This window comes from Exiguobacterium sp. Helios (genome assembly GCF_014524545.1).
Classification (GTDB): Bacteria; Bacillota; Bacilli; order Exiguobacteriales; family Exiguobacteriaceae; genus Exiguobacterium_A.
This window is the reverse complement of the sequence record NZ_CP053557.1, coordinates 2,719,184-2,743,004: the sequence shown is the minus strand read 5'-3', so window position 1 is coordinate 2,743,004 and position 23,821 is coordinate 2,719,184. Positions and strand designations below refer to the sequence as shown.

The following is a 23,821-nucleotide window of genomic DNA, read 5'->3' as shown; positions in this document are numbered from 1 at the left end:
AATCAGGAATCCGGCGGTTCGTTTTTTGATGTTCTTTCTTGCGAATCAATCAAACACGGTCGAGTGCGAGATCATCCGTTTCTGATAAATAAGCTTTGATCGGTTCGACGGCTGCACCGACCGTACCAGGAGCGAATGGTGATTTCAGTCCGGCGCGTTCGACGAGTGTCAGGAAGCTTTCCGATCCACCGGCTTTACAGAGCTCGAGATACGATTTCCAAGCGGCTTCCCGGTCTTGTTCCATCCAGGCATAGAACTGGAAGGCACAGACTTGTGCGAGCGTATAATCGATATAATAGAACGGGCTGCCGAAGACGTGACCCTGCTGGTGCCACCAGGCACCTGAATCGAGATAATCATTTTCTTCATAGTTCCGGTGTGGCAGATATTTCTTCTCAATATCACGCCATGCCGTCCGGCGTTCTGCCGGTGTCAGTTCCGGTTGATTGTAGATGACATGCTGGAATTCATCGATTGCGACGCCGTATGGTAAGAATGTGACGCCACCGGCAAGGTGACTGAACTTATACTTCGCCGTCTGATCGCCGAAGAATTCTTCCATCCACGGGTAAGCGAAGTATTCCATCGACATGGAGTGAATTTCACACGCTTCGTACGTCGGGAATCCATATTCCGGCACCGTGAAATGACGGCTCTCATAGACTTGGAAGGCGTGTCCGACTTCGTGTGTCAGAACATCGATGTCGCCGGCCGTTCCGTTAAAGTTCGAGAAGATGAACGGCAGTTTTTCATCAGCGATATACGTACAATAACCGCCGCCGGCTTTCCCCGGTTTGGCCGTCAAGTCGAGTGCGCCGCGTTCGAGCATATACTCGAAGAACTCGTTTGTCTCCGGTGACATGTCGCGGTACATTTTCTTTCCGCCTTCGATGATGAACGCTTCTTCGCCTTGTGGTGTCGCATTTCCGGATTTGAAAGCAAATCCTTCATCGTAATAATAAAGAGAATCGACACCAATCCGGCGTTGCTGGCGTTCTTTGAGGGATGTTGCAATCGGGACAATCGTCTCGAGAATCTGTTCCCGGTAGTTTTCGACCATCGATTGATCGTAATCGACACGCAACATCCGGGCGTAACCGAGTTCAACGAATGACGGGAAACCAAGTGTCTTCGCGATATCGGTCCGGACATGAACAAGTTTGTCGTAAATCGTATCAATCGCGTCGCCGTGCTCTTTTAAGTAGCCGTAACGTGCTTCAGAAGCGGCTTTTCGGACAGTCCGGTCGGCCGACTGAAGATATGGACCAAACTGGGACAAGTTCAATGTCTTGCCGTCGAATTCAATTTGCGCCGCCGACATCAGCTTCGTATATTCACTTGCCAGACGATTTTCTTCCTGGAGTTTTGGAATGATGGCGTCAGAAAACGTTTTTAAGCTGGCTTCCGCCAGTAAGAAAAGTTGTTTCCCCCATGTGGATTCAAGTGAAGAGCGGAGGGGATGCGTCGTTAACGTTTGATAATAACTCGAGACATATCCTTGATAAACCGGACCTGCTTCGTCAAAGAAACCTTGCTCCGTTTCATAGAAACCATCGCGTGTATCGATCGTGTGACGAATCTCCACGAGTTGACTGGCTGTTTCAAATTGATTTCTAAGGGTATTAATCTCAGAGATGGCATTGTTTGCTGTGTCTACCTCAGTTGCTTCACGCAAACGAGCGATTGCAGCATGCATGGAAGTTTCAAGGACGTTCAGGTCAGGACGGACATATGTAAGTTCTGAAAATGTTAACATGTAAGCGCCTCCTTGTGATTTCTAACTATTATCACACAAAAATACTTGCAAAACCAGAGTTACAAACGTATGCTTTTTGTGAGAACGTGAGCGAGTTCGTATTTAACTGGCTCCTATAAAAAAATCGAATCTTCGTCAAGAAGAAAACGATCGAGAAAGTAGAGGGATAGTATCATGGGATTCTTTAAAAAATTGTTTGGTGGTAATGATGAAGGAAACACGAAAATTGCTTCTGCCCTTACAGGTAAAATCGTCAGCATCGAGAACGTACCCGATCAAGTTTTCTCGCAAAAAATGATGGGCGACGGTATCGCCATCGAACCAACGGAAGGTAAAGTCGTTTCACCGATCAACGCAACGGTCGAAACCATTTTCCCGACAAAACACGCGATTGGTCTTAAAGGCGAAGACGGTCTTGAGTTATTGATCCACGTTGGATTAGATACAGTTAACCTTAAAGGTGAAGGCTTCACAGCACACGTCCAATCTGGTGATAAAGTGAAAGCTGGTGACGTTCTTGTTGAATTCGACCTCGACTTCATCCGTGCGAACGCACCATCAACAATCACACCAATCATCGTGACGAACCACGATCAATTTACACTTTCTGCAGTACCGGCTGAAGGAACATCTGTTGTCGCAGGCGAAACAGAACTCTTCAAAGCAACACATAAATAATTACACACCGAATCAGTCCCCTTGTCCTAGATGAGGGGGCTTTTTTTGTCGTCTCATACCCGAGCTTACTGTTTTGTAAGATGAATGAAAGTCTAGCCGATTCTTTGAAAGGAATGGTGTTCCTTATACTAAAAGCAACATGAAGAATACGGGAGGAAACACATCATGAAAGCCATCTTACACGCAGAACAGATTACGAAAGTCTATCAGACGAAAAATGCCCGACACGAGGCTCTCCGGCCGACGACACTGACGATTCACGACGCAGAATTCGTCAGTATCATGGGTCCGTCTGGAGCCGGAAAATCAACATTGTTAAATCTATTGTCAACGATCGATCAACCGACGGACGGTACGATTCAGATTAACGGGGAAGATGTGACCGCAATGAAGGAAAAACAGCTGGCCCGTTTTCGGCGGGAACAGCTTGGTTTTATCTTTCAGGATTTTAACCTGCTCGATACGATGACCATCGAAGAAAACATTGCCTTACCGCTTGCGTTACAGCAGGTCCCGAAAGCCGATATTTTGGTTCGGGTCGCATCTGTCGCCCGAGAGCTTGGAATCGGGGAGTTACTCGCGAAACGGCCGTCCGAACTGTCTGGTGGTCAAAAACAACGAACGGCCGCCGCACGTGCAATCGTCCATCAGCCGTCACTGATTTTAGCGGATGAGCCGACCGGTGCACTCGATTCAAAATCAGCGACCGGTCTGCTTGAAGCAATGGCCGGTCTGAACGAACAGGGGGCGACGATTTTGATGGTGACGCATGATCCGGTAACCGCGTCGTATGCGGAACGGGTTCTGTTCGTCAAAGACGGCGAATTGTTCCGTGAAATTCATCAGTTCGGGACACGCAAAGAGTTTTTCGAGCAAATCATGGAAGTTCAACGTGAACTCGGAGGTGCGGTTCGTGAACTTGTTTAAGTTAGCTTTCCGGAATTTAAAGAACATCCGTCAGAATGTGATGTATCTCGGTGCTGTCACGTTTGCGATTTTAATTTACTATACGTTTTTAGCAATCCGCTCCAATGAAGCGATGTTACAAGCCAATGAATTGTACGGAAAACTCGGGACGGTCTTTACAGGTTCGAGTGTGATTCTGGCACTCTTTTCCGCCATCTTTATCTGGTATTCGAGTGATTTTTTCTTACGACGCCGGAAACAGGAAATCGGTCTGTATGCCTTACTTGGTCTCGAACGCCAACAGATTGCGAAGTTGCTGTTTCTTGAGACGATGGGGTATGGATTGATTGGGCTGTTGATTGGAGTTCTGCTTGGTACGGTCGCCTCGAAGTATTTTGTCCAACTGTTGGCGTACGTGATGGGAATGACGATTGAAACAGATTTTTCGATCAACGCCGGTGCAATCGGTCAGACGGTTGTTGTCTTCTTGACAATCTTCCTTGTGATTGCGCTCCGTTCAGCCCGGACGATTTACCGGTTTACCTTGATCGAATTGTTTAAGGCGAAACAGCAGGTTGAAACCATCCCGAAAGTGCATCCGGTTCTTGCCGTAGTGTCCGTCTTATTGATTGGTACCGGTTATTACTTGACGGGGAAACCGTTGCTCGCTCACTTTACAATCGTCGCACCGATTTTGATGGTCTGTATCATTGTCGGAACGTTCGGCACGATGAGCTACTTCACGATTTTTTTACTGCGTGTCGTCAGTAAACGCCTTCGGCATTACCGTGGCACGAACTTGATTTTACACGGGCAATTGATATCGCGGATTAAATCGAATGCTGTCATGTTGTCGACGATCACCGTCATCACTGCCGTCACGCTGACGACAGTCGGGACAGCGACATCGATCTACTATTACATCGATCGGACGGTCGAGGAACAAATGCCATACAGCTTGTCAGTTGCAAGCAAACAAGCAGAGGCAGAAAAATTAATCCGGTCATCGAATCAGACAATTGAGTCGCGGACGATGGTCAACGTCAAGAACGTCAATCATACGCTCGAGGAGCTGCCGAATCCGCTGTCGTTTACGACGTCGTACCAGACATACGCGTTTGACGGGGAACCCGGACAGTTCAGTTATATCAGTTATTCCGATTATCAGAAGCTCGCGAAGAGTAACGGAAAACGTGTGCTACCCGAACCGGCAACAGGCGAAGCGATTGTCCTTGAGACGTTCAAAGGCAATGATTTATTGGAGGAATCCGTTCGGTCCCCAATCGGAGTGACGTTTAAAGACACACATTCGTCCTTTCGGATTACCGGTGCGACGAATCTACCACTTACTCAACTGTATGCGAAAAAACGGTTGGCCTTTGCTGTTTCGGATGATGCCTTTGCGATAATGCCGGAAAAAGCTGCCATGCTGACGAACTATCAGTTCTCCGACGAACGGTCGGATGACGGGCTGATCAACCGACTGGAGCAGTTGTATGGTGAAAAAGCAGAGACAGAGATGGCAGCCTATTATCCGGTCTACGCCATGACGACGGCGACGACAGGATTGCTTGCCTTTGCCGCCGGATTCCTCGGACTCGTCTTTTTACTGGCGACTGGATCCATCATTTACTTTAAAATGCTTGCGGAAGCAGAAGAATCGAAACAACGGTTTGAAATCATTCAAAAGATTGGTGTCGATCAGCAAGAGCAGACCGGTATCATCCGACGCTCGGTCGGTTTCATGTTCGTCTTGCCGTATCTGCTTGGTCTGGTCCACAGTCTGTTTGCGATGCAAGTTCTGCAAAAATTGTTGAACTATGATTTGCGGTTACCGATGTCACTTGCAATCGGTTGTTATACCATCGTTTATCTGTTGTACTATCTCGTCACGGTGCGTGCTTATCGGCGGATCGTCATCTAATTCAAATGGGCGGGAAACGAATAATCGTTTCCAGTCCATTTTTTGTTCGGTATCATGGAGGAAGAAGGAGTTGAATCTGCAGATGGAAACCATTTTATTAGTAGAAGACGATCAACAGATTGCACTGTTATTAAAAGAACTGTTGGAACGGTACGATTTTCATGTCATTCACGAAGATGGATTAGGAGATGTCGTCGCTCGATTCGAAGAAACGCAACCGGACGTCATCCTGTTGGACGTCAACTTGCCAAAGTTTGACGGATTTTATTGGTGCCGTCAGCTCCGGATGAAGACGCGGGCACCCATCCTGTTCATCTCGGCCCGTGTCGGGGAGATGGATCAAGTCATGGCACTCGAATATGGAGCGGATGACTATATCGTCAAACCCTTCCAGGGAGCCGTCGTCATTGCGAAAATCAAAAGTCAGATTCGACGTGCGTACGGGACATTGTCCCAGGAGAGTGAGGAGCGGACGGTCAGTCGTGCCGGTCTGACATTGTATTTGGATCGTTATATCGTCGAACATGAGGAACGGTCTATTGAACTATCGAAAAAAGAAGGATTGATTTTAGAGATGTTATTGACGGTGAGTCCACGGATTGTCAGTCGGGGTGACTTGTTGGAACGGATTTGGGATGATGAAGCGTTCGTCGATGAAAACACGCTGAACGTCAACATCACCCGTGTACGGAAACGACTGGCGGAAATCGGAATCGGGGGCCTTGAAACGGTCCGGGGAGTCGGCTATAAACTGGTCCTCGACAAATGAGACTTTTTTTCAGACATACGATTCCGGGCATTCTTTTCTTCAGCGGACAGATGGTAGCCTTGTTCCTCATCTTATGGTTATATGACCTCTATCGCCCGGCTGCCTTTTTTTATATTGCTCTTTTAAATGCAATCGCCTTGCTGATTTATTTAAGTTACCGTTTCTTTAGTATGTTACCGTTGCTCAAACGATTGCAGACACCGATTCAATCGGTCGCAGAACCCATCCGGGCGGACAGCGACGAACCGCTTGCGGCAGCCGTCGAACACTTTTTAGAACGGCAACAGACCGTCTTTCGAAACAGTCTGTTTGCGGAGCGGCGGAAGGAAAAGGAACGGCACCGGTACGTCGATCAATGGATTCATCAAATGAAGACGCCGCTTTCGGTCATCGAATTGATTCTCGAGCATCCGGGGGAACAGTTCCAGGCGGACTTACGCCATGAAGTCGACCGGATGCGAATCGGACTGGATCAGATGCTGTATTCGTCGCGTCTCGAAGCGATTGAAACGGACTTGAAGGCGGAGCGTTTAAATCTTCGGACGCTGGTGACGAGTATCATCAATCAGGAAAAACGGCTGTTCGTCAAAAATAAAGTGTATCCGAAGCTGGAACTCTCACCGGATTTTTATATCTATACCGACTCGAAGTGGTTCCGCTTTTTAGTGTTGCAATTGATCACGAATGCCGTCAAATATACAGCCGGTCATGGTCACGAAGTCTGCATTCGGGCGGTCGAACAATCCGGGAAAATCGTGCTGACGATTGAAGATGACGGCGTCGGGATTCCGAAACGTGACGTCCCGCGTGTCTTCAATGCATTTTTCACGGGCGAAAATGGACGACGTTACGGAGAATCAACCGGGATGGGACTGTACTTCGTCAGTCAGATTTGTCTGAAGCTCGGGCATACGATTGAACTCGACAGCACGGAAGGTGTCGGAACGACCTGTCGTCTTACACTGGTAGGAGGGAAACAACATGATTGAAGTCAAACAGTTAGGAAAAGTCTATCCCGGAAAAGTGACGGAACAACCATTGACGGATATCAACTTTCGGGTGGAGGAAGGGGAGATGGTCGCCGTCATGGGACCGTCCGGCAGCGGAAAGTCGACCTTGATCAACCTGCTCGCGACACTCGATCAACCCAGTTGGGGATCGATTTTGATTGAAGATATCGATACGGCAACGTTCAAACGGAAAGAAACAACCCGCTTCCGGCGTGAGACGCTCGGAATCATCTTTCAGGAGTTCAACTTGCTGGATTCGTTGACGGTGGCTGAAAATATGCTCGTTCCTCTGATGCTCAGCGGAAAAAAGACGAAGGAAGCCCGGGAAGAAATGCAACATCTCGCAAAACGGTTGCAGATTGACGAATTGCTCGACAAACAGGTGGATGAAGTATCCGGCGGGCAACGGCAACGGACGGCGATCGGGCGTGCCCTGATTCACGCACCGCGGCTGATGCTCGCGGACGAACCGACGGGCGCTCTTGATTTTCAGGCGACGAAACACGTCATGGAATTGCTGGCAGAATTGAATGCGGCAGGCATGACGATGGTCATCGTCACCCATGATCCGACGGTCGCCTCGTATTGCAATCACGTCCTGTTCCTGAAAGATGGCAGCATTCAAACGGAATTGTTCCGGGATGAACCACGCCGGGTCTTCTTTCAGCGTGTCATTGAGTCGCTCTCGTTATTAGGAGGGGATGAACATCACTTATCTGCAATACGCCCTACGTAACATCAAGCGGTACCAGCGTCTCTACTATGGATACGCGTTGACGATCATCGTCGCGATGACGATTGCGACGAGTTACTGGAACCTCGTCGTCAGCGAATCGTTTCAGAACATCGCCAAAGTTTTAAGTCAACTCAATCAGGTCATCGAACTGACGATGCTGTTTGTATTCATTGCCGAAGTCATCATCCTGTTTTTTAGTATCTTGTTTATTTATTCGACAACGTATACGATGCTCGAGCACCGGAAAAACGATTTACGGGTGATGCGGACGCTCGGAAGCGGATTTTCGCATTTCCTGAAATATTTTATGATTGAAATCCTGATTGTCGGCGGGCTGGCGATCATCGGCGGTATCACGCTCGGTGTCGTCCTGACGAAACTGATGTTACTCTCGATTGAAAAAGTCATGTTCTTACCGCGACTGACGATCGAACTGTCCCTTACCTCGTTTTTAGTGTTGATTGCAGGTGCGCTCCTGACCCTCTTGATTGCGACCGTCCTCGCGATTTATAGATTCCGACCGGATCGTCCTGTCCGGTCCCGTTCGCGCTTCCGGATCCGGTTTGGTCTTACAATGCAGGGAGTGGCAGTGCTCATTCTGTTTTACGGATATTTCATGGCATTGACACAACAAGATACCTTTCTGTTCGTCTTTCCTTTCATCATCTTTGTCGGCTCGTTCTTTTTCTGCCGTCACGTCATCCCGATGGTGCTTAAACTGTATCGTCCGCGACGGTTGTCGTTACGGAAGTTAATCGTCTCGGAAATCGCGATTCAGTTAAAAACGAACAGTACGCTGGTCGCGCTCGGAACAATCTTGACCTCCTGTGCTTTGACGGCCGTCGGTCTCGTCTTTATCTTTCAACTGATCGGATTTGATCTGTCGTCGAACAATCAATTCGGACTGGTCTATTACGAAGAAGCTGCCGTCCCGTCCGAACGTCTGGAAAAACTGGAACGGACGATGACAAAAACGTTTCCGGACAAATACCGGCAGGATGTCCGGCTCAAAGGAGTCAAGACCCGGTACGTAATTCCGTTATCGGATTATAACGAACTGATGAAGCATCTGGGTCATGAGCAACGGACGCTGTTGACGGACAAACAAACTTTCATGATTCCGGCCCGTCCGGTTCAAGTCAAGGAAGTGACACCGACGATGCAAAAAGCAAAAGCCGGGATGAAGCAAGCCGGCTACCGGCTTGAGCCGATGGCGGAACATCGTCTGCTATTCGGGTACAATGACCGGATTGAAACATTATTCGTCGTCAGTGACCGTGCTTTTACCACGATGGATCGTCCGGTATTCCATATCCGTGTCTTTGATACACCATCGTATGCCGATTACGGGACGGACCGCTGGACGCGTTGGATGTCGATTGTCCGGGAAATTCAATCCAAAGCAGAGCTAGGTAAAAACACTCCGGTTCCGTACCAGCTGATCAATGAGACGGAAGATAAACTGGACGGGATTCGCATCATCCGGCTGGTCTCGTTTGTTGTCATTCTGTTGACGGTCTGGCTGTTTGTCATCAATGCGAGCTTCCTGCACGTCTGGATGCAGATGACGGCAGAACGTGAACAAAAGCGGTTAAAGACATTGTCTGCGCTCGGTTTCAGTAAACGGAGCATCCGTCGTTTCCTGTTCATCAAATACGGTACGGTCTTGATGGTTCCGTACTTCATTTCGATTTTTCATGCCTGGTTGCTCTTTCAGGTCATCTTATCGAATGGGGGACTGGAAATCGGTCCGTTTCTTCCCTTATCCTTCACCTGGATCGGAATCGTCACCGGCTGTTATTTCATCAGTATCTTGCCTTTATGGGTCCGCTATCCGCGGCATCTGATGAAAAAATCGTGCGAAAGTTCGATGTATCCGATACCCGATTCAAGGGTATGATAATAGCATAGCGAGGAGGGATAATATGCTGGACCATTCACCTTACCGGGGATACGGTGACCGCATCCGAATCTTACGGGAACGTGCCGGAATTTCAATCGACCAGTTGGCGGAAAATCTTGGGGTTGCCCCCTATTTCATTCGTCGTACGGAACTCAGCGAAGTGTATCCGACGAAAGCGTATATCGAATCTTTGGCGGAGGCCCTGCATATCGATTCCAGTTACTTGGCACGACACATCTGGACCGGGGAGTCCTTGAAGTTCGTCATGCAGGAAAGAACGCCGCTCGAAGAAATGCGATTGGCGTATGAACAGACGATGGGACAAGATGAAACAATGATTGAACAACAACTGGAAGAACGGATGCGCCTGTTCGATTTAATGTATGACGAAGACGTCAAACGGATTGAACAGACCATGAGTGCGACGGAACAGCGGATTTTTCACGAATTGGTGGAAGCAGTCATGGAGGCGGGGGAACTGCAACGGGAAGAGGCGAACGAGACGTTCGAATTGTTTGCGGACAAACTCCCGACGATGCTTCAACTCGATGAATACCTCAATCGTCTGACGGAAGAAACCGAGACGACAGTAACCGATTGTTATACGAAGTTCAGTCAATCAGTTGACCGGGCACGTTATCACCGTAAATAAACGATCCGAACGGAAGGATAAACAAACGAGGAAGGCGGATGTAATATCCGTCTTCCTCGTTTGTATGAACACTGACGTTCAAGTCAGTTCTGTTTTAAATGAATTAACGCTGTGGCGCAGGACGTGGTGCCCGGCGTCCTTTTTGTCGTGTCCGTCCAATCAAGAAACCGATGAAGGCATTTGCGATGACAAGCACCCAGCCGACATATCCGAAGTTTAAAGTCAGACTGCCAAGCATGGCCTGCCATTTTAAAATCATCATGAAGTCTCCCCGAATCAGGAAACGAGCGACACAAACGAGTAAGACTGTTGTTCCACCGATAAAGACGCCGATCCAGCTTCCATATAAACGGGAGGACTGGACGCGTACAGCGACGAAAGACCAATAAAATAAACTGACGATGAATGTCACTCCGCCATAAGCGAGGACCAGCTTCCATGTCTCACTTGCTTGTGGAAATTTCGTAAACATGACAAGGGACGAGACGATGGCGGCAGCTGTGAATAAAATCGCTGCCCAAAAACGAGACCGCATAACGTAATTCCTCCTCAAGGCTTTTTCTCACCTAACGATAGCGGAAACGGTTCGTCTTGTAAACTACTACTGGCGGCCACCTAAAATACGACGCAGTTGCTTCAACGGATTTGATCCGTAAAAGAGGACACCCCCGCGATAGAATCGTGTTCCGACGAACAGGGCGAGGGCGATGCTGATTCCCATCAGGAGGAGGGATAACGCGACTTGCCAGACCGGGACTTCCGTCAGCATGACACGTAAGAACATCAACATCGGGGTAAAGAACGGCACGAATGACAGGATGACGACTGCCTGGTTCGTCGGGGCGTTCAGGCTGAAAATCGACACCGTGAAAGCAGCGACGATCAACATGATGACCGGCAAGGTGACCTGTTGGGCATCTTCAACCCGACTGACGAGCGAACCGAGGGCGGCGAGCAGCGTCGCATACAGCAGATAACCGAGCAAGAAGAAGACGAACAGATACACAATCGTCTTGACGCTCAGTGAATCAAGCGACAGCTGATCAAACAGACTGCTGCTTTGGGCACTGTAATAGCCGACTCCGACGAGTAACGATAATTGAATCAGACTGACGGTGGCGATCGAGGTGATTTTCGCCAACATATGCTGAATCGGGCTGGCGGCAGAAATCAGCAATTCCATGACACGCGATGATTTTTCATTGGCAATTTCCGTCACGATCATGCCGCCGTAGATGGCAATCGTAAAGTACATCAGGAACAGCAATACATAGACGAGGGCGGAAGCAGCGAACAATTCGTCTTCGCTTTTGCCGCCGGTCGATGTCAATTCTTGTTTGACGTCGATGGGAGCGGCAAGCGAAGCAAGCAACGCCGGATCGACGTCGGCGTCAGTGATGACCGTCTGATCACGGACCTGTTTTAAAGCGGCAGACAGTTGCGTCTGCAACTCCTGTTCCGGACTGGCACTGATTAACGTCACCCGGTACGGATCGTCGGACAATAAGGCGACAGCATCATACGTTCCTTTGTCGACGACTTGTCGCGCCTGTTTCAGGGAATAGTCTTTTTCGGTAATATTCGTTTTGATACCGACGTCTTTTAAGACGGGAATGATCGGAGCTTCCAGGGAGCTGACGACTGCGATTTTCGGGTCATCGCCCGAAAACCAGTCGATGATCCGTTCGATGTTGCTGAATCCAACGAGGAACACAATCATCAGAACGGTCGAGATGAGAAAACTTTTCGCGCGTAATTTTTGAAACAGACTAAACCGATACAATGTCAGGAATTTACGGTTCATAACGTTTTCCAACCTCCTCGATGAAGATGTCCTGCAGGGATAGTTGATCCCAGACGAATCGTTCGACATGGAATCCTTCCGTAATCAAATGACGGAGCAGGGAATCGGCAGCTTCTTTCGATTCCACCTGTAAATTGTGACCGGTTCCGTCTGATTCGACCTGGAGAATTCCCGGCAATGTATCCCAAAGCAGGGCAGGGGCATCTGTCGTCAACAAGACCCGTGTCTTGCCGTATCCGGCCTTGATTTCCGGCAGGTAACCGGCGACGACCGGTTTCCCGTGATCGAGAATAGCGACATGTTCGCACAGTTCTTCAACATGATCCATCCGGTGGCTCGAGAAGACGATGGTCGTTCCTTCTGCCGTCAGTTTCCGGACCGCTTTTTTCAGTTGTTCGACGTTAACGGGATCGAGTCCGCTGAACGGTTCATCTAAAATCAGCAGGTCCGGTTTATGTAAGACGGCAGAAATCAATTGGATCTTTTGTTGATTACCTTTTGATAATTGTTCGACACGCATCTTTTCGTACTGCGGAATCTGGAAGTAATTGAGCCATTCGAGTAAAGACTGTTTAGCATCTTTTCGTTTCATGTCACGTAGTTCGGCTAAAAAAATCAATTGTTCGTCGACCCGGATTTTCGGATACAAGCCACGTTCCTCAGGAAGGTAACCGATTTTTGATAAAGGAATCGGCTGTCCTTTCCAGGTGATCGACCCTTCCGTCGGTTTCAATAAACCGAGTAACATCCGGAACGTCGTTGTTTTTCCGGCCCCGTTCGCTCCGAGTAATCCGAAAATCTGTCCTTCCGGCACTTCGAATGATAAATCGTCGACCGCTGTGAACGTCCCGAATCGTTTCGTGATGGCTTTGATTTCAAGCATGGAATCAGTCCTCCCTCATTCAGATAAAATGCATGGTCCAGTTGAAGTATCTCTTATTCTTACGGGGAAATGGAAGAAAGGTTCCAAAAAAGAGATGTTCAAGCATAATAATTTACTTTTAGTAAATAAGTTACTATTATTGTGTTAAAGGGAATGATGAGAAGGGAGCGTGAACGAATATGAAAACAAAAGGCATTCATCACATTTCAGCAATGGTCGGTAATCCACAGGAAAATCTTGATTTTTACGGTACGACGCTTGGTCTGCGTTTCGTCAAGAAAACGGTCAACTTTGACGATCCGGGAACCTATCATTTTTATTTTGGCAATGAATCGGGTGCACCCGGGACGATTATCACCTTTTTCCCGTTTGAAGGCATGCAGCAGGGGAAAGTCGGAGCGGGGCAGGTTGGAACGACGGCATATGCGATTCCGACTGGGAGCTATGACTTTTGGAAAAACCGTTTGACGGAAAAAGGAGTTGTCTTTGAAGAAGCCGAACGTTTCGGCGAAAAACAACTTGTCTTTCAGGATCCGCACGGATTACAGATTGAACTCGTCGAACGCAGCAAAGGCGCAAACAGCCGCTTTGAAATCGACGGCATCTCAACCGATGTCGCCATCAAAGGGTTTGCCGGTGCGACCTTGTTGTCGCATGATCCGGCAGATACAGGACGTCTCTTAACGGATGCATTCGGATTAACGGTTGCGAAACGTTCCGAGACGATGGATCGTTATGAAGCGGAAGGCGAATTCGGCAACACCGTCGATATCCTGCATACGAACGTACCGGTTGGGCGACCGGGTGCCGGGACCGTCCACCATATCGCGTGGCGGGCCGATGATCAGGCACAGCAAATGGACTGGATGAAACAAATCAATACGTTTGGCTTGATGACGACAGAAGTGAAAGACCGGAATTACTTTACATCGGTCTACTTCCACGACCGTGGACGGATTCTGCATGAAATCGCCACCGATAATCCGGGATTTGCGGTCGATGAAGCATTTGAAGTATTAGGAGAAGCGTTAAAATTACCGGAACAGTTCGAAGCACACCGGGCGACAATTGAAGGACATGTCGCACCCATCAGACTACCAAAGGGGAGACTCATATGATTCATTTATTTGAACCTGCTAAACGACCAGGCGCACCCATTTTTCTTTTATTGCACGGAACAGGCGGGACGGAACAGGATTTAGTCGGACTCGTCCGGCTCCTCGATCCGGAGGCCGGTTATCTGTCGGTCCGGGGTGAGGTGACGGAAAACGGAATGCCCCGATTCTTCAAACGATTGGCGGAAGGGGTTTTTGATGAAGAGGATCTCGCCCTCCGGACAGCCCGTTTGATGGAGTTCGTGAAAGACATGAGCCGCACGTCGGACTTTTCGCTTCAAGATGTCATCCCGGTCGGTTATTCGAATGGTGCCAACATCGCAGCGAATATGATGTTTGAAGAACGGTTATTTGAACAGGCGATTTTATTGCATCCGATGGTACCGCGTCGCGGTGTGACGTTACCGGATTCGTCGCGGGTTCGAATCTTTATCGGAGCCGGAACGAACGATCCAATCTGTCCGGCTTCGGAGACGGAAGATTTGAAAGCGATTTTTGAACAGGCAGGAGCTACGGTTGATGTGACCTGGTCAAACCACGGTCATCAGCTCGTCATGCCGACGATCGAAGCAGCAGCAGAATGGCTGACTCAAAAATAACGACAGCAAAAAAGCACGGGATGCAGGGAGCAGATGTCCTGACATTCCATGCTCTTTTTTTGTTCAAGCAGGATGGTCGCTCTTAGGACGGGAATAGACGATGAGGACACCACGTTCGACGAGCTCGTTCGCAAGCGTCTCGATGGCTTCTGATGATGTTTTCGTTTGGGTGATGTGTCGGTAGAGGTGACGGAGTTCACGGCGCATCGGTTTACGGATCAACCACATACTATCGATGATGAGGCACCAGGTCACGACGGTTTCATGACCGATGTAAAACTGGGTTTGACGATTGAGATACCGGATCCACCATTCATCCCGGGCCATTTTTAACAGGACGCCGGTGGTTAAGAGGACAGCCAACACAAGCGGGATGCTTTCGTAGATCGGGAGACCCCCCAGCTGATTGCGAAGTCCGGTTACGAAACTGATCATCGTCCATCCAATGATACCGATGACAAGCCAATAACTAAAGTTGACTATACTTCGTTGTTGTTGCTTCATCTGAAATCGGGGTTTCAGGATTGGGGTTGACATCAGAATCACCTCCTTTTTTAAATAATCGAATTTTCTGACAATTTATACTTGTCCTTCTACTATAGTTACTTTTTCCCGAAACGTCTAGTCGTTAGACATAGAAAATGTGTTTCTTTCTTGACGAATTTCGTGTACGCTAAAAAAAGAAAGTGAACGGTTACATACAAGGGGGAAAAATGATGGATCAAGTGGTATGGATTGCAGTCGGTATCGTCGCAATTGCTGTATTTTCAGCATCAAGCGTTGCCGCATACATGGGTGTCAAAAACCAGGAAGACTAATGACATGGTGCCTGTCACCGTGTAGATGAGTGCTGAAAAAAGGAGATTCCGTAAAAATCGGAATCTCCTTTTTTAATGACTGTTATTTGTTTTCCGTAATCTGAATTTTTTCAGCAAACGGTTTGAGTGCGTCGCTCCATCGAAGATAGCCGCCACCGACCAAATGAAGCCCGTCGTACGTCATCCGGTTTTGAAGGTAACCTTGCTGATTGGTCAACTCAGGTCGTAAATCAACAAAGGGAATACCAGCAGATTTCGCAAGCTGTTCAAGATTCCGGTTCAGGGCTTCGACGTCACGATTGACGCGGACCGAATCGGAATACTTGGGTGCGACGGGTAGTGTTGACTGAATGACGACATCAATGTTATTTTTTCGCAGCGTCGTCACGATCGTCGTCATGTTTTCCGTAATGGTCGGAATCGGAGTGAAGTGACGGATGTCATTGATGCCGCCCATCAGGAAGACACGTTTCGGTTTCAACTCGACAATCAGGTCAAGCCGGGTCAAAAATCCTTCCGTCGTATCGCCGGGAATCCCGAAGTTAACGATTGTCGGATCATTGAGCAAAATCCGCCAATCACCAAAATTCGTCATGGAGTCACCGAGCATGACAGAATTCGGTGATTTTGGGTATTGATAAGTATGAAAGAGACTATTCAACCGGACGTAGTTCGGATTTTTCGTATATTGGAATGTCGTGATGGGTTGTGTAGTGGTGGCAGGAAAGGCCTGCTCGAATAACTCGATCGGTTTGCGTCCGAGCAATAGGGCGAGGAGGACGACGTTTGCGACGACCGAGAGAATGACTAGTGCTTTTTTCATAAAACAATCGTTCCTTTCGAGGGAGTATAAGGGGTAGTGTAACATGAATCGAAATCCGTGGTTTGATAATATCAAAGGATTCCTTGTCATTTTCGTAGTAATTGGTCATATGCTGACGGATTTACGGTTTGATTACGATGGAAAGTTACTCGAAACGGTGTACTTGATCATTTATTCGTTTCACATGCCATTATTTATTATTTTAAGCGGCTACTTCTTCCGTGAAAACAAGTACTTGCGTGTCATCCAACTGTTTGCCGTCTATTGTGTCTGGCAAATCCTGATTGGTTCATGGGCGACGTTTGGAGAAGGATTGCCGTTGTTGTCCGGACAAAATCTCGGCACGCATCTGTTGCGTCCCTACTGGGCACTCTGGTATTTGTTCGTCATGGTCGTCTGGTATATCGTTACACCGTATGTCGTCCATCTGCGTGGGTATGTCTGGTTCGGACTCGCCTTTGCTTTATTGTACGGCTTTGAGCTCGAAAACACAGGTTTTTTGGCCTTACGGAAATTGATCATGTTCTATCCCTACTTCCTGCTCGGTAACTACTTGTCGGAACATGAGTTCATCCGGATTTTTGAAATGCCGAAAAGCTTCAAACGGAGAATGAATGTCCGGTTAATTGGCGGACTGGCGTTCGCGAGTGTCATCGGTTTTCTCCTATATGAAGCGTGGCGCGATACGCCGCAAGAAATCGTCGCTCTGGCGAATGCATTCAAGCACCGCTTCCCGTATGTCGAACAATATGACAGTGATGCCTGGATCGGTGTGTTGAAGCACAGTGTGATCTACTTCCTGTCGATTACAGCATCGCTTGGATTCATGATGCTCGTTCCGATGCGTCGTCTGCCGCTTGTTACACGGGCGGGTGAGCTCAGCTTATATGTCTACTTGCTTCATGTTTTCTTCGTCATGGCATGGCGTCAGTACGCGACGACAGCCTTCGTGCCGCAAACTTGGCTCGCCTTGCTGGTCGTCATCGGTGTCGCCCTGTTGATCGTCGGAGTAATCATTCATCCGTTCGTTGTCCGCCTGATGCGTCCACTGATTGAAATCGACATTCGTCCAATCGTCGAAGAACGACAAGACCTTTCAAAAAAAGGCTAAATGCTATACACTTTAAAGTAGAGCGATTAATAGATGAAGGGCGTGGAAAGTATGTCATATAACTTAAACAATGCGGATGGTGTCGTAAACGTTTCCCAACAAGTCATTGAAGTGATTGCCGGGGTAGCAGTTCAGGAAACAGAAGGAATTGCCTTTACACAGGACGATTCGAAGTTACAGGAAAAACAGATGGTCAAACTCGTGAAGGTCGAGGATGTGGACGGTGCGATTACGGTCAGTCTCTCGGTCCATATCAAATACGGGATGTCGATCATCAAGACAGCAGGAAAAGTACAGGAACGGATTGCACAAGACATGGAAAACATGTTAGCATTCCAACCGCAAGCGATTAATGTACGTGTAATCGGTTTATTAAAAGGATAATCAAAAATGGACTTTTCGTCATTGACGAGAAGTCCATTTTTTTGAGGGGATTATTCCGGCAGATACCGTAAATCCAGTGAAGCGGCCGGATGTGCTACGTAATCAAAGCTTAAACGGATTGCGTGTTCACTCTGCGAGGACACGGTCAGCGAAGTATGCCGGGTTGCAGCGACGGCCTGATCACCAAGCAGTAACTCAAACGACAGCGAATCCAGCTCGAGAGACTGTCCGCTCGGATTACGGACCAGCACGATGGCCTCGACCTTTTGTTCCTGTTTAAAAATCGAGACCGGCAACAGGGACCATCCATCTGTCGGCGGGGCAGGGTGAGAGAAAGCGATTTGGCGAATCAAACGCTGTTCCGGAGCAGAGAACGACTCATCGATTACGAGATCCGTCAGCTGTTCATTCGAGAAGACGAGTTCGAGCGGTGCATCAAGCGTCGATAAATCAACGAACTGTTCTTCATCGGAAAACTCGAGCCAAAGCGGTAAGGTCGCTGTCGGAAGAAGGACCGGTACTTCCTCAATCGTGAATATTTTCCGGGCGACGAGCTGGTCACCTGACAGGACGAGAACGACCAAATCATTCAGCTGGAAAGAACGCGGAAGCGTATTTTGGAACAACGCAATCACGTGTAACGGTTCGGTCTGTAACACTTGAAAGAGATGGATCGCCAACTGGTTGGGTCCGAGTTTCGGTAACTGATTGAGTGCATAGCGAAAGACATACTCGTCTTCTTTGACAATCGGCATATCCTCGGTAAAGTAAAGCGCGGGTTGAATGTCAGAATCAATCGACGGTTGCATGAAGCAGTCCTCCTTGCAAAGTAGTCTCGTCCAGACGACATAGTCCAGACACGACTTGTTTTTCAAAACTGAAGATGGCATAACGGAAATAATCCATGCCTTCCCGTTCGAAGATCCGAACCGGCTGTTCTTGACCGTAACTGCGTAAATGAATTCCTTCCTTGAGCGAGTTCATCGCCGTCAAGTGACTCGTCCACTGTTCATCCAGGGCAAGTAACATGAAACGTCGTGCCGTCTCTTCATCTTCGGCAATCTGCAAGGCTATTTTTTGATCGACTGAAGTAATCAGCGGTTCCATTTGTTGTTGGATGGTCTCGATCGAGTCACCCAGGACCAATTCAACCGGTTGATGCAGCAGCTGCTCCAGTTCCGCCGTCAATAATTCGATTGGCCATTCTTCCGGAACGAGATCATCCGTCAAATATTGCTCGAGATAGGAACGGATGGTCCGAGCCGCAAACGGCTGAACAAATTGTTCCAGCGTCGCCGAATCAACGATTTGGTTGCGAAGACGATAAATGGCAAGGCGCTGTTCACTGATGACTTCCTCGAGTTGGACAAGGTCGTCACGGACACTGCGGTTGACAGATTCACACGTTTCCTGAGCATAGGCCATCAGTTGCTGAGCTTCTTTTGCATGAACCGGACCGTTGACAGGACCAAGTTTCTTTGTGACACGCTCTAACCGTTCGCGCGCAAACCGGCGGGGCAGATCATCCTCAAGCGACAGGTAGAACCGGGTCAGGCCGGGATCGCCTTGGCGTCCTGCCCGACCACGCAACTGGTTATCGATCCGGACGGACTCGTGCCGTTCCGTGCCGATGACGAACAAACCGCCCTGCGCCTTCGCCTTCGCCGCATCATCAAGCAGGATATCCGTTCCGCGTCCTGCCATGTTTGTCGCAATCGTCACCCGACCGTGGCGGCCGGCGGACTCGATAATCCGAATTTCTTGATCGACGGTCTTGGCATTCAGTATTTCGTAAGGGATCTGACGTTGATCAAGGACATCGGCAACCTTTAAGGATTGTTCGATTGAAGTCGTTCCGATCAAGACGGGTTGTCCCGTCAAATGAGCCGTTTCGGTCGCTGCCGCAATCGCTGAATATTTCTCGGAACTCGTCAAGAACAGGACATCGGCTTCGTCAATCCGAATTTTAGGACGATTCGGTGGAATTGAGACAACATCCATCCGGTACGTCTTCAAAAATTCATCGCGAGACGTGGCAGCAGTACCTGTCATTCCGGACACATGATGATACATGCGGAAGTAATGCTGAATCGTAATTTGCGCCGTCGTCCGGTTTTCTTCGGTCACGCTGACGTGTTCCTTCGCCTCGAGCGCTTGATGGAGGCCATCCGATAAACTTCGTCCTTCCATCAACCGTCCGGTGAATAAGTCGACGAGCGCGATTTTATCATCCTTGACGATATAATCGACATCCCGTTTCAGAACGACGTGGGCCCGAAGTGCTTGGATGACATAGTGGAACAGGACGGCATGCTCGGCCGCGAACAGCTGATCGATACCGAAAATCCGTTCGATCGTCTCGATACTTTGATCGGTCAAGGCGACCGCTTTGATTTCTTCGTCGTATGAATAGTCAGCGTCTTCTTTAAAGTCTTTGACGACATGACGAACCAATTGCTGTAATCCTTCATGGACGGTATCGCGTTCCGCCATGATAAGCGGTGTTTTTGCTTCGTCAATCAAGACGCTGTCGACTTCGTCAATCAAGGCGAAGTGGAGGGGGCGTTGCAGACGATCCTCTTGTCGCATGACTAAATGGTCGCGCAGATAATCGAAACCAAATTCCGTTCCGACTCCGTATGTAATATCAGACGCATAGGCCTGTTGTTTTTCTTCGAATGACAGTTCTGCTGAATTGATGCCGACCGTTAAACCTAAAAACCGGTGAATCTGACCGATCTGTTCCGCATCACGCCGGGCGAGATATTCGTTGACCGTGATGACATGAACCCCTTGACCGTGTAAAGCCTGGGTGAAACTTGCAAGTGACGCGACCAGTGTCTTTCCTTCACCGGTCGCCATTTCGGCGATGTGTCCGGACAGAAGGGCCAATCCACCAAGTAACTGGACATCGTAGTGACGAAGACCGAGTGTCCGCTTGCTCGCTTCACGGACAAGCGCGAACGCTGTCCCGGTGAGGGCTTCGATTTTCTCACCAGCTTGAAGGCGGGTTTTTAAGGATTGTGTCAAAATCCTTAATTCTTCATCCGTTTTTTGTTCCATTTCTGCTTCCAGACTGTTAATTAATAAAACGGTTTTTTCATAACGGCGCATTCTGCGGCTCTGTTCATCTATTAATTGTTTAACACGCTGAAACATAGTTGGTCACTCCTTCGGTTCGACTGTCAAACTCGCTTTTATTATAACAGTTAAAAATTGTAAAACGAATAGTAAAGAGCGAAATAAGTAAAACATTCCCTTGAAATTGAAAACGGTTTCTTTGGGGAAAGACTAATGATTTGGATTTGTTTTTTTTGATAACGCTTGCAAACAATGTGGGGAACAGGTAAAATAATTCTTGAGGCAAGTGCAATCGTTTGCGCAAATCATTCGATTTCTTGTCTTTCATGTACGATGGATGAAAGGATGGATGTCGAATGGCACCAACGATTGAAGCGGTCATTTTTGACTTGGACGGCGTAATTACCGATACAGCCGAGTATCATTATCTGGCTTGGAAACAACTGGGTGAGGAGTTGGATATCCCGTTCGACCGGGAGTTCAATGAAACACTGAAAGGCGTCAGTCGGACTGATTCGCTGGAGCGGATTTTAACACTTGGCGGAAAGCAGGATGCTTTCACGGAACAAGAGAAAGTTGCGCTCGCAACGAAGAAGAACGACCATTACGTCACGTTGATCCAGCACATCTCAGAACAGGATCTTCTGCCGGGAATCATTGCGTTCCTTGACGAAATCCGTGCGACTGGGCTGAAGATCGGAATGGCGTCAGCTTCTAAAAATGCGTTGACTGTCGTTGAGGCACTTGGAGTTCGGCATTATTTTGACGACATCGTCGATGCGGCAACCGTCGCCCGGTCAAAACCACACCCTGAAGTGTTTTTACGGGCAGCAGAGGCGCTTGACGTCGCACCTGAACGTTGTATCGGTGTAGAAGATGCAGCAGCAGGAATCACGGCCATTCACGCAGCGGGTATGTATGCTGTCGGCGTCGGTCCGGAAACGACGTTACATGAGGCAGACTATCGTGTCGATTCGACGGATTTGCTTTCCCTTGAGCAGATCCTAGCTAGTCGCTAATGACCATCCGCCATTCCCTGATGGCAGATAGGTTTATCTGATTGATCTCTTTTCATGTGAGTACAAAAGGACCGCTTCCCTGAGCGGTCCTTTTGTCATATAAAAAAACGCTCGTTCCGACAAACGGAATGAGCGTTTTTGCAGTACTTAAAGTGTCGCGAGAATACCGTCGGCAATCGCCCGGGCATAACGCGCTTGATAAGCGGGATCCGCCAGTTTCGCACGGTCAGACGTATTGGATAGGAAACCGAGTTCCGCCAGGACGGCTGGTGCCTGCGTCCCCCGAATGACGGCATAGTTAGCGAAATGGACACCCCGGTCACGCATACCGGCATAACCTGTCATCCGTTGTTGGATCGCCTGGGCGAGTTGAACCGAAGTGGTTCCCTTATAGTAGTAACTTTCCGCACCGGACGCACTACCGGCATTTGAAGCATTGATATGGATACTGACGAACCGTGACGTTGACAAGGCATTCGCCATCGCACTCCGTTCGCCTAATGACGGATAATAATCGTTTGTGTAACGCGTCAGCGTCAAATCTACTTTTCCCTGTAGAAGACCGGCGACTTGACGCGCGACGGACAGGACGATGTCCCGTTCTGCGAGCCCTGCCCGGACAGCACCGGGATCATAAGCACCGTGTCCGGGATCGAGGACAATCAAGGGACGATTCGTTGGGCTTGGCTGGAAAATCGTCAAGTAAGTGGCTTCGACATATCCCCGTCGTCCGTCCGCTGTTTGGACAGCAACAAAACCACGTGTCTTATGAAGACTGTTTGTCACGACAACCGGCGTACCGCGGCCGAGACGAGTGAGTTGTCCGCTGAGGACGGAAGCGGATGACCGTAAGGCAACGGTGCTGCCGGCATCAATCAGGACATACATCTTGCTACCGCTGTAATCCGCATTTCCGGCAGACGGTGCAGTAGGGGAAGCTGTTCCCTTTTTCAAATACGTACCGATGACGTATCCGGTCTTGCCCCCGTAATTGATTTTATGCCAGTTCGAACTGACGGATAGGGACTGGACGACTTGATTGCTCGGAATCGTCATCAATAAGGCACCGGATGTCGTCGGGGCACTCCGGAAGTTCAGCCGTTCGGTCGTCGTATAAGCTGTCGATGATGCCGTCGCTTTCTTTAAATAGGCACCCGATACAAAACCGGTCTGTTTGTTATACGTCACTTTGTACCAATCGCCGTCCCGGAAGCTTGATGCGAGCGTCGTATTCGCGGGAATCGTCAACAGACGTGCCGAAGACGTCGAGGCTGCCTGTCGAAACGACAAAGCATCTGTCGTCTGGTAATTCGTTTTTGTAAAGTTCGTCCCGGTGACGACTTTCGTTAAGTATTGACCGAGTACATAACCCGTCTTGCCATTGTGTGTTACACGATACCATTCCCCGATCCGGTAGTTGGACGTCAGAGACGTTTTTTTCGGAATCGTTGTTAATTTTTTCGAAGAGATCGAGTCAGTCGAACGTAAATTCAATAAATCTGTTGTTTGATAGATTGTTTTCGTAAACGTTACGCCGGATGCAGCCGATACTAATGAGGACGGAAAAGCGATGGTAGTCAGAAGCAAAAGTACTAGTGCCATTGTTAAGATTTTAGTTAATTTGTCCATTAAATTTCCAGTCTCCTTTTAAGTAGAATGAATACGTATAAAACCTTATATAGTCAATTAAGTATTTTTAAAATAGTTTAATTTATAATTTATCTATTCCGTTCTAGCTCCTTTCTGTTAATATGAAGTGTAGTCAAGTGACAACCAATGAGAGAAAAATATTACAGAATAATTAAATATATAATAAAATTATATATTAAAGAGGCAAAATGTAGTTTGTT

At 48.5% G+C, this 23,821-nt stretch carries 22 protein-coding genes; 13 read left to right on the top strand and 9 right to left on the bottom strand.

All coding sequences use genetic code 11. The features are described 5' to 3' along the window. Positions 1–49: 49 nt before the first annotated feature. The gene (locus HNY42_RS14255) at positions 50–1,756 is read right to left on the bottom strand and encodes a M3 family oligoendopeptidase (RefSeq protein WP_131502263.1); all 1,707 of its coding nucleotides are present in this window, start codon (positions 1,754–1,756) and stop codon (positions 50–52) included. A gap of 174 nt (positions 1,757–1,930) precedes the next feature. Between HNY42_RS14255 and HNY42_RS14250 the strand changes: the two genes are divergently transcribed. The 8 genes from HNY42_RS14250 to HNY42_RS14215 all read left to right on the top strand — a co-directional run bounded on the left by HNY42_RS14250 (position 1,931) and on the right by HNY42_RS14215 (position 10,334). Further along, entirely contained in the window at positions 1,931–2,434 is a 504-nt protein-coding gene (locus HNY42_RS14250; protein ID WP_026827496.1) for a PTS sugar transporter subunit IIA, read from the top strand. Positions 2,435–2,599: 165 nt separating this feature from the next. Beyond that, positions 2,600–3,361, top strand: a complete 762-nt coding sequence (locus tag HNY42_RS14245; protein WP_131502262.1) for an ABC transporter ATP-binding protein — start codon at positions 2,600–2,602, stop codon at positions 3,359–3,361. Next, positions 3,348–5,264, top strand: a complete 1,917-nt coding sequence (locus HNY42_RS14240; protein ID WP_188004703.1) for an FtsX-like permease family protein — start codon at positions 3,348–3,350, stop codon at positions 5,262–5,264. The genes HNY42_RS14245 and HNY42_RS14240 overlap by 14 nt, the downstream gene beginning before the upstream one ends. Before the next feature lie 82 nt (positions 5,265–5,346). Next, positions 5,347–6,033, top strand: a complete 687-nt coding sequence (locus HNY42_RS14235; RefSeq protein ID WP_131502260.1) for a response regulator transcription factor — start codon at positions 5,347–5,349, stop codon at positions 6,031–6,033. Further along, a complete protein-coding gene (locus tag HNY42_RS14230) occupies positions 6,030–7,022 on the top strand; it encodes a sensor histidine kinase (protein WP_131502259.1) in 993 nt (330 codons plus the stop codon). The genes HNY42_RS14235 and HNY42_RS14230 overlap by 4 nt, the downstream gene beginning before the upstream one ends. Further along, positions 7,015–7,779, top strand: coding sequence for an ABC transporter ATP-binding protein (locus HNY42_RS14225; RefSeq protein ID WP_131502258.1), 765 nt, complete (start codon positions 7,015–7,017; stop codon positions 7,777–7,779). The genes HNY42_RS14230 and HNY42_RS14225 overlap by 8 nt, the downstream gene beginning before the upstream one ends. After that, positions 7,745–9,679, top strand: a complete 1,935-nt coding sequence (locus tag HNY42_RS14220; RefSeq protein WP_131972278.1) for an ABC transporter permease — start codon at positions 7,745–7,747, stop codon at positions 9,677–9,679. The genes HNY42_RS14225 and HNY42_RS14220 overlap by 35 nt, the downstream gene beginning before the upstream one ends. Positions 9,680–9,704: 25 nt before the next feature. Then, a complete protein-coding gene (locus HNY42_RS14215) occupies positions 9,705–10,334 on the top strand; it encodes a helix-turn-helix domain-containing protein (protein WP_131502256.1) in 630 nt (209 codons plus the stop codon). Positions 10,335–10,437: 103 nt separating this feature from the next. Here the strand turns inward: HNY42_RS14215 and HNY42_RS14210 are convergent, their stop codons facing one another. From HNY42_RS14210 to HNY42_RS14200, 3 genes are all read right to left on the bottom strand, one after another. Beyond that, positions 10,438–10,869, bottom strand: a complete 432-nt coding sequence (locus HNY42_RS14210) for a hypothetical protein (protein WP_131972279.1) — start codon at positions 10,867–10,869, stop codon at positions 10,438–10,440. A gap of 66 nt (positions 10,870–10,935) precedes the next feature. After that, positions 10,936–12,138: an ABC transporter permease gene (locus HNY42_RS14205; RefSeq protein WP_131502255.1), complete on the bottom strand. Its 1,203-nt coding sequence runs from the start codon at positions 12,136–12,138 to the stop codon at positions 10,936–10,938. Beyond that, positions 12,128–13,021: an ABC transporter ATP-binding protein gene (locus HNY42_RS14200; protein WP_188004702.1), complete on the bottom strand. Its 894-nt coding sequence runs from the start codon at positions 13,019–13,021 to the stop codon at positions 12,128–12,130. The genes HNY42_RS14205 and HNY42_RS14200 overlap by 11 nt, the downstream gene beginning before the upstream one ends. 179 nt (positions 13,022–13,200) lie before the next feature. Between HNY42_RS14200 and HNY42_RS14195 the strand changes: the two genes are divergently transcribed. Then, positions 13,201–14,139, top strand: coding sequence for a VOC family protein (locus HNY42_RS14195; protein WP_188004701.1), 939 nt, complete (start codon positions 13,201–13,203; stop codon positions 14,137–14,139). Continuing rightward, positions 14,136–14,735 carry an alpha/beta hydrolase gene (locus tag HNY42_RS14190; protein WP_131502252.1) on the top strand — a complete coding sequence of 200 codons (600 nt, stop codon included), beginning with the start codon at positions 14,136–14,138 and terminating at the stop codon, positions 14,733–14,735. Before HNY42_RS14195 ends, HNY42_RS14190 begins: the two co-directional genes overlap by 4 nt. Before the next feature lie 63 nt (positions 14,736–14,798). Here HNY42_RS14190 and HNY42_RS14185 read toward each other — a convergent pair whose 3' ends face one another. Further along, on the bottom strand, positions 14,799–15,272 hold the full coding sequence (locus HNY42_RS14185) for a hypothetical protein (protein WP_188004700.1): 474 nt from the start codon (positions 15,270–15,272) through the stop codon (positions 14,799–14,801). A 363-nt stretch (positions 15,273–15,635) separates the two neighbouring features. Continuing rightward, entirely contained in the window at positions 15,636–16,376 is a 741-nt protein-coding gene (locus tag HNY42_RS14180) for an SGNH/GDSL hydrolase family protein (protein WP_131502250.1), read from the bottom strand. Positions 16,377–16,419: 43 nt separating this feature from the next. Here HNY42_RS14180 and HNY42_RS14175 point away from each other — a divergent pair, with 43 nt between their 5' ends. After that, positions 16,420–17,487, top strand: a complete 1,068-nt coding sequence (locus HNY42_RS14175) for an acyltransferase family protein (protein WP_131502249.1) — start codon at positions 16,420–16,422, stop codon at positions 17,485–17,487. Between the two features lie 51 nt (positions 17,488–17,538). Continuing rightward, the gene (locus HNY42_RS14170) at positions 17,539–17,871 is read left to right on the top strand and encodes an Asp23/Gls24 family envelope stress response protein (RefSeq protein ID WP_233494498.1); all 333 of its coding nucleotides are present in this window, start codon (positions 17,539–17,541) and stop codon (positions 17,869–17,871) included. A gap of 50 nt (positions 17,872–17,921) precedes the next feature. Here HNY42_RS14170 and HNY42_RS14165 read toward each other — a convergent pair whose 3' ends face one another. Both HNY42_RS14165 and secA read right to left on the bottom strand, forming a co-directional pair. Continuing rightward, positions 17,922–18,680, bottom strand: a complete 759-nt coding sequence (locus HNY42_RS14165) for an SLAP domain-containing protein (protein ID WP_131502248.1) — start codon at positions 18,678–18,680, stop codon at positions 17,922–17,924. Then, the gene (gene secA / locus HNY42_RS14160; RefSeq protein ID WP_188004699.1) at positions 18,664–21,030 is read right to left on the bottom strand and encodes a preprotein translocase subunit SecA; all 2,367 of its coding nucleotides are present in this window, start codon (positions 21,028–21,030) and stop codon (positions 18,664–18,666) included. The genes HNY42_RS14165 and secA overlap by 17 nt, the downstream gene beginning before the upstream one ends. A gap of 278 nt (positions 21,031–21,308) precedes the next feature. Here secA and pgmB point away from each other — a divergent pair, with 278 nt between their 5' ends. Beyond that, positions 21,309–21,971 (top strand): beta-phosphoglucomutase, encoded by a 663-nt coding sequence (gene pgmB / locus HNY42_RS14155; protein WP_114595055.1) that lies wholly within the window; start codon positions 21,309–21,311, stop codon positions 21,969–21,971. Positions 21,972–22,118: 147 nt separating this feature from the next. Here pgmB and HNY42_RS14150 read toward each other — a convergent pair whose 3' ends face one another. Next, a complete protein-coding gene (locus HNY42_RS14150) occupies positions 22,119–23,600 on the bottom strand; it encodes an N-acetylmuramoyl-L-alanine amidase family protein (protein ID WP_188004698.1) in 1,482 nt (493 codons plus the stop codon). Positions 23,601–23,821: the final 221 nt, after the last annotated feature.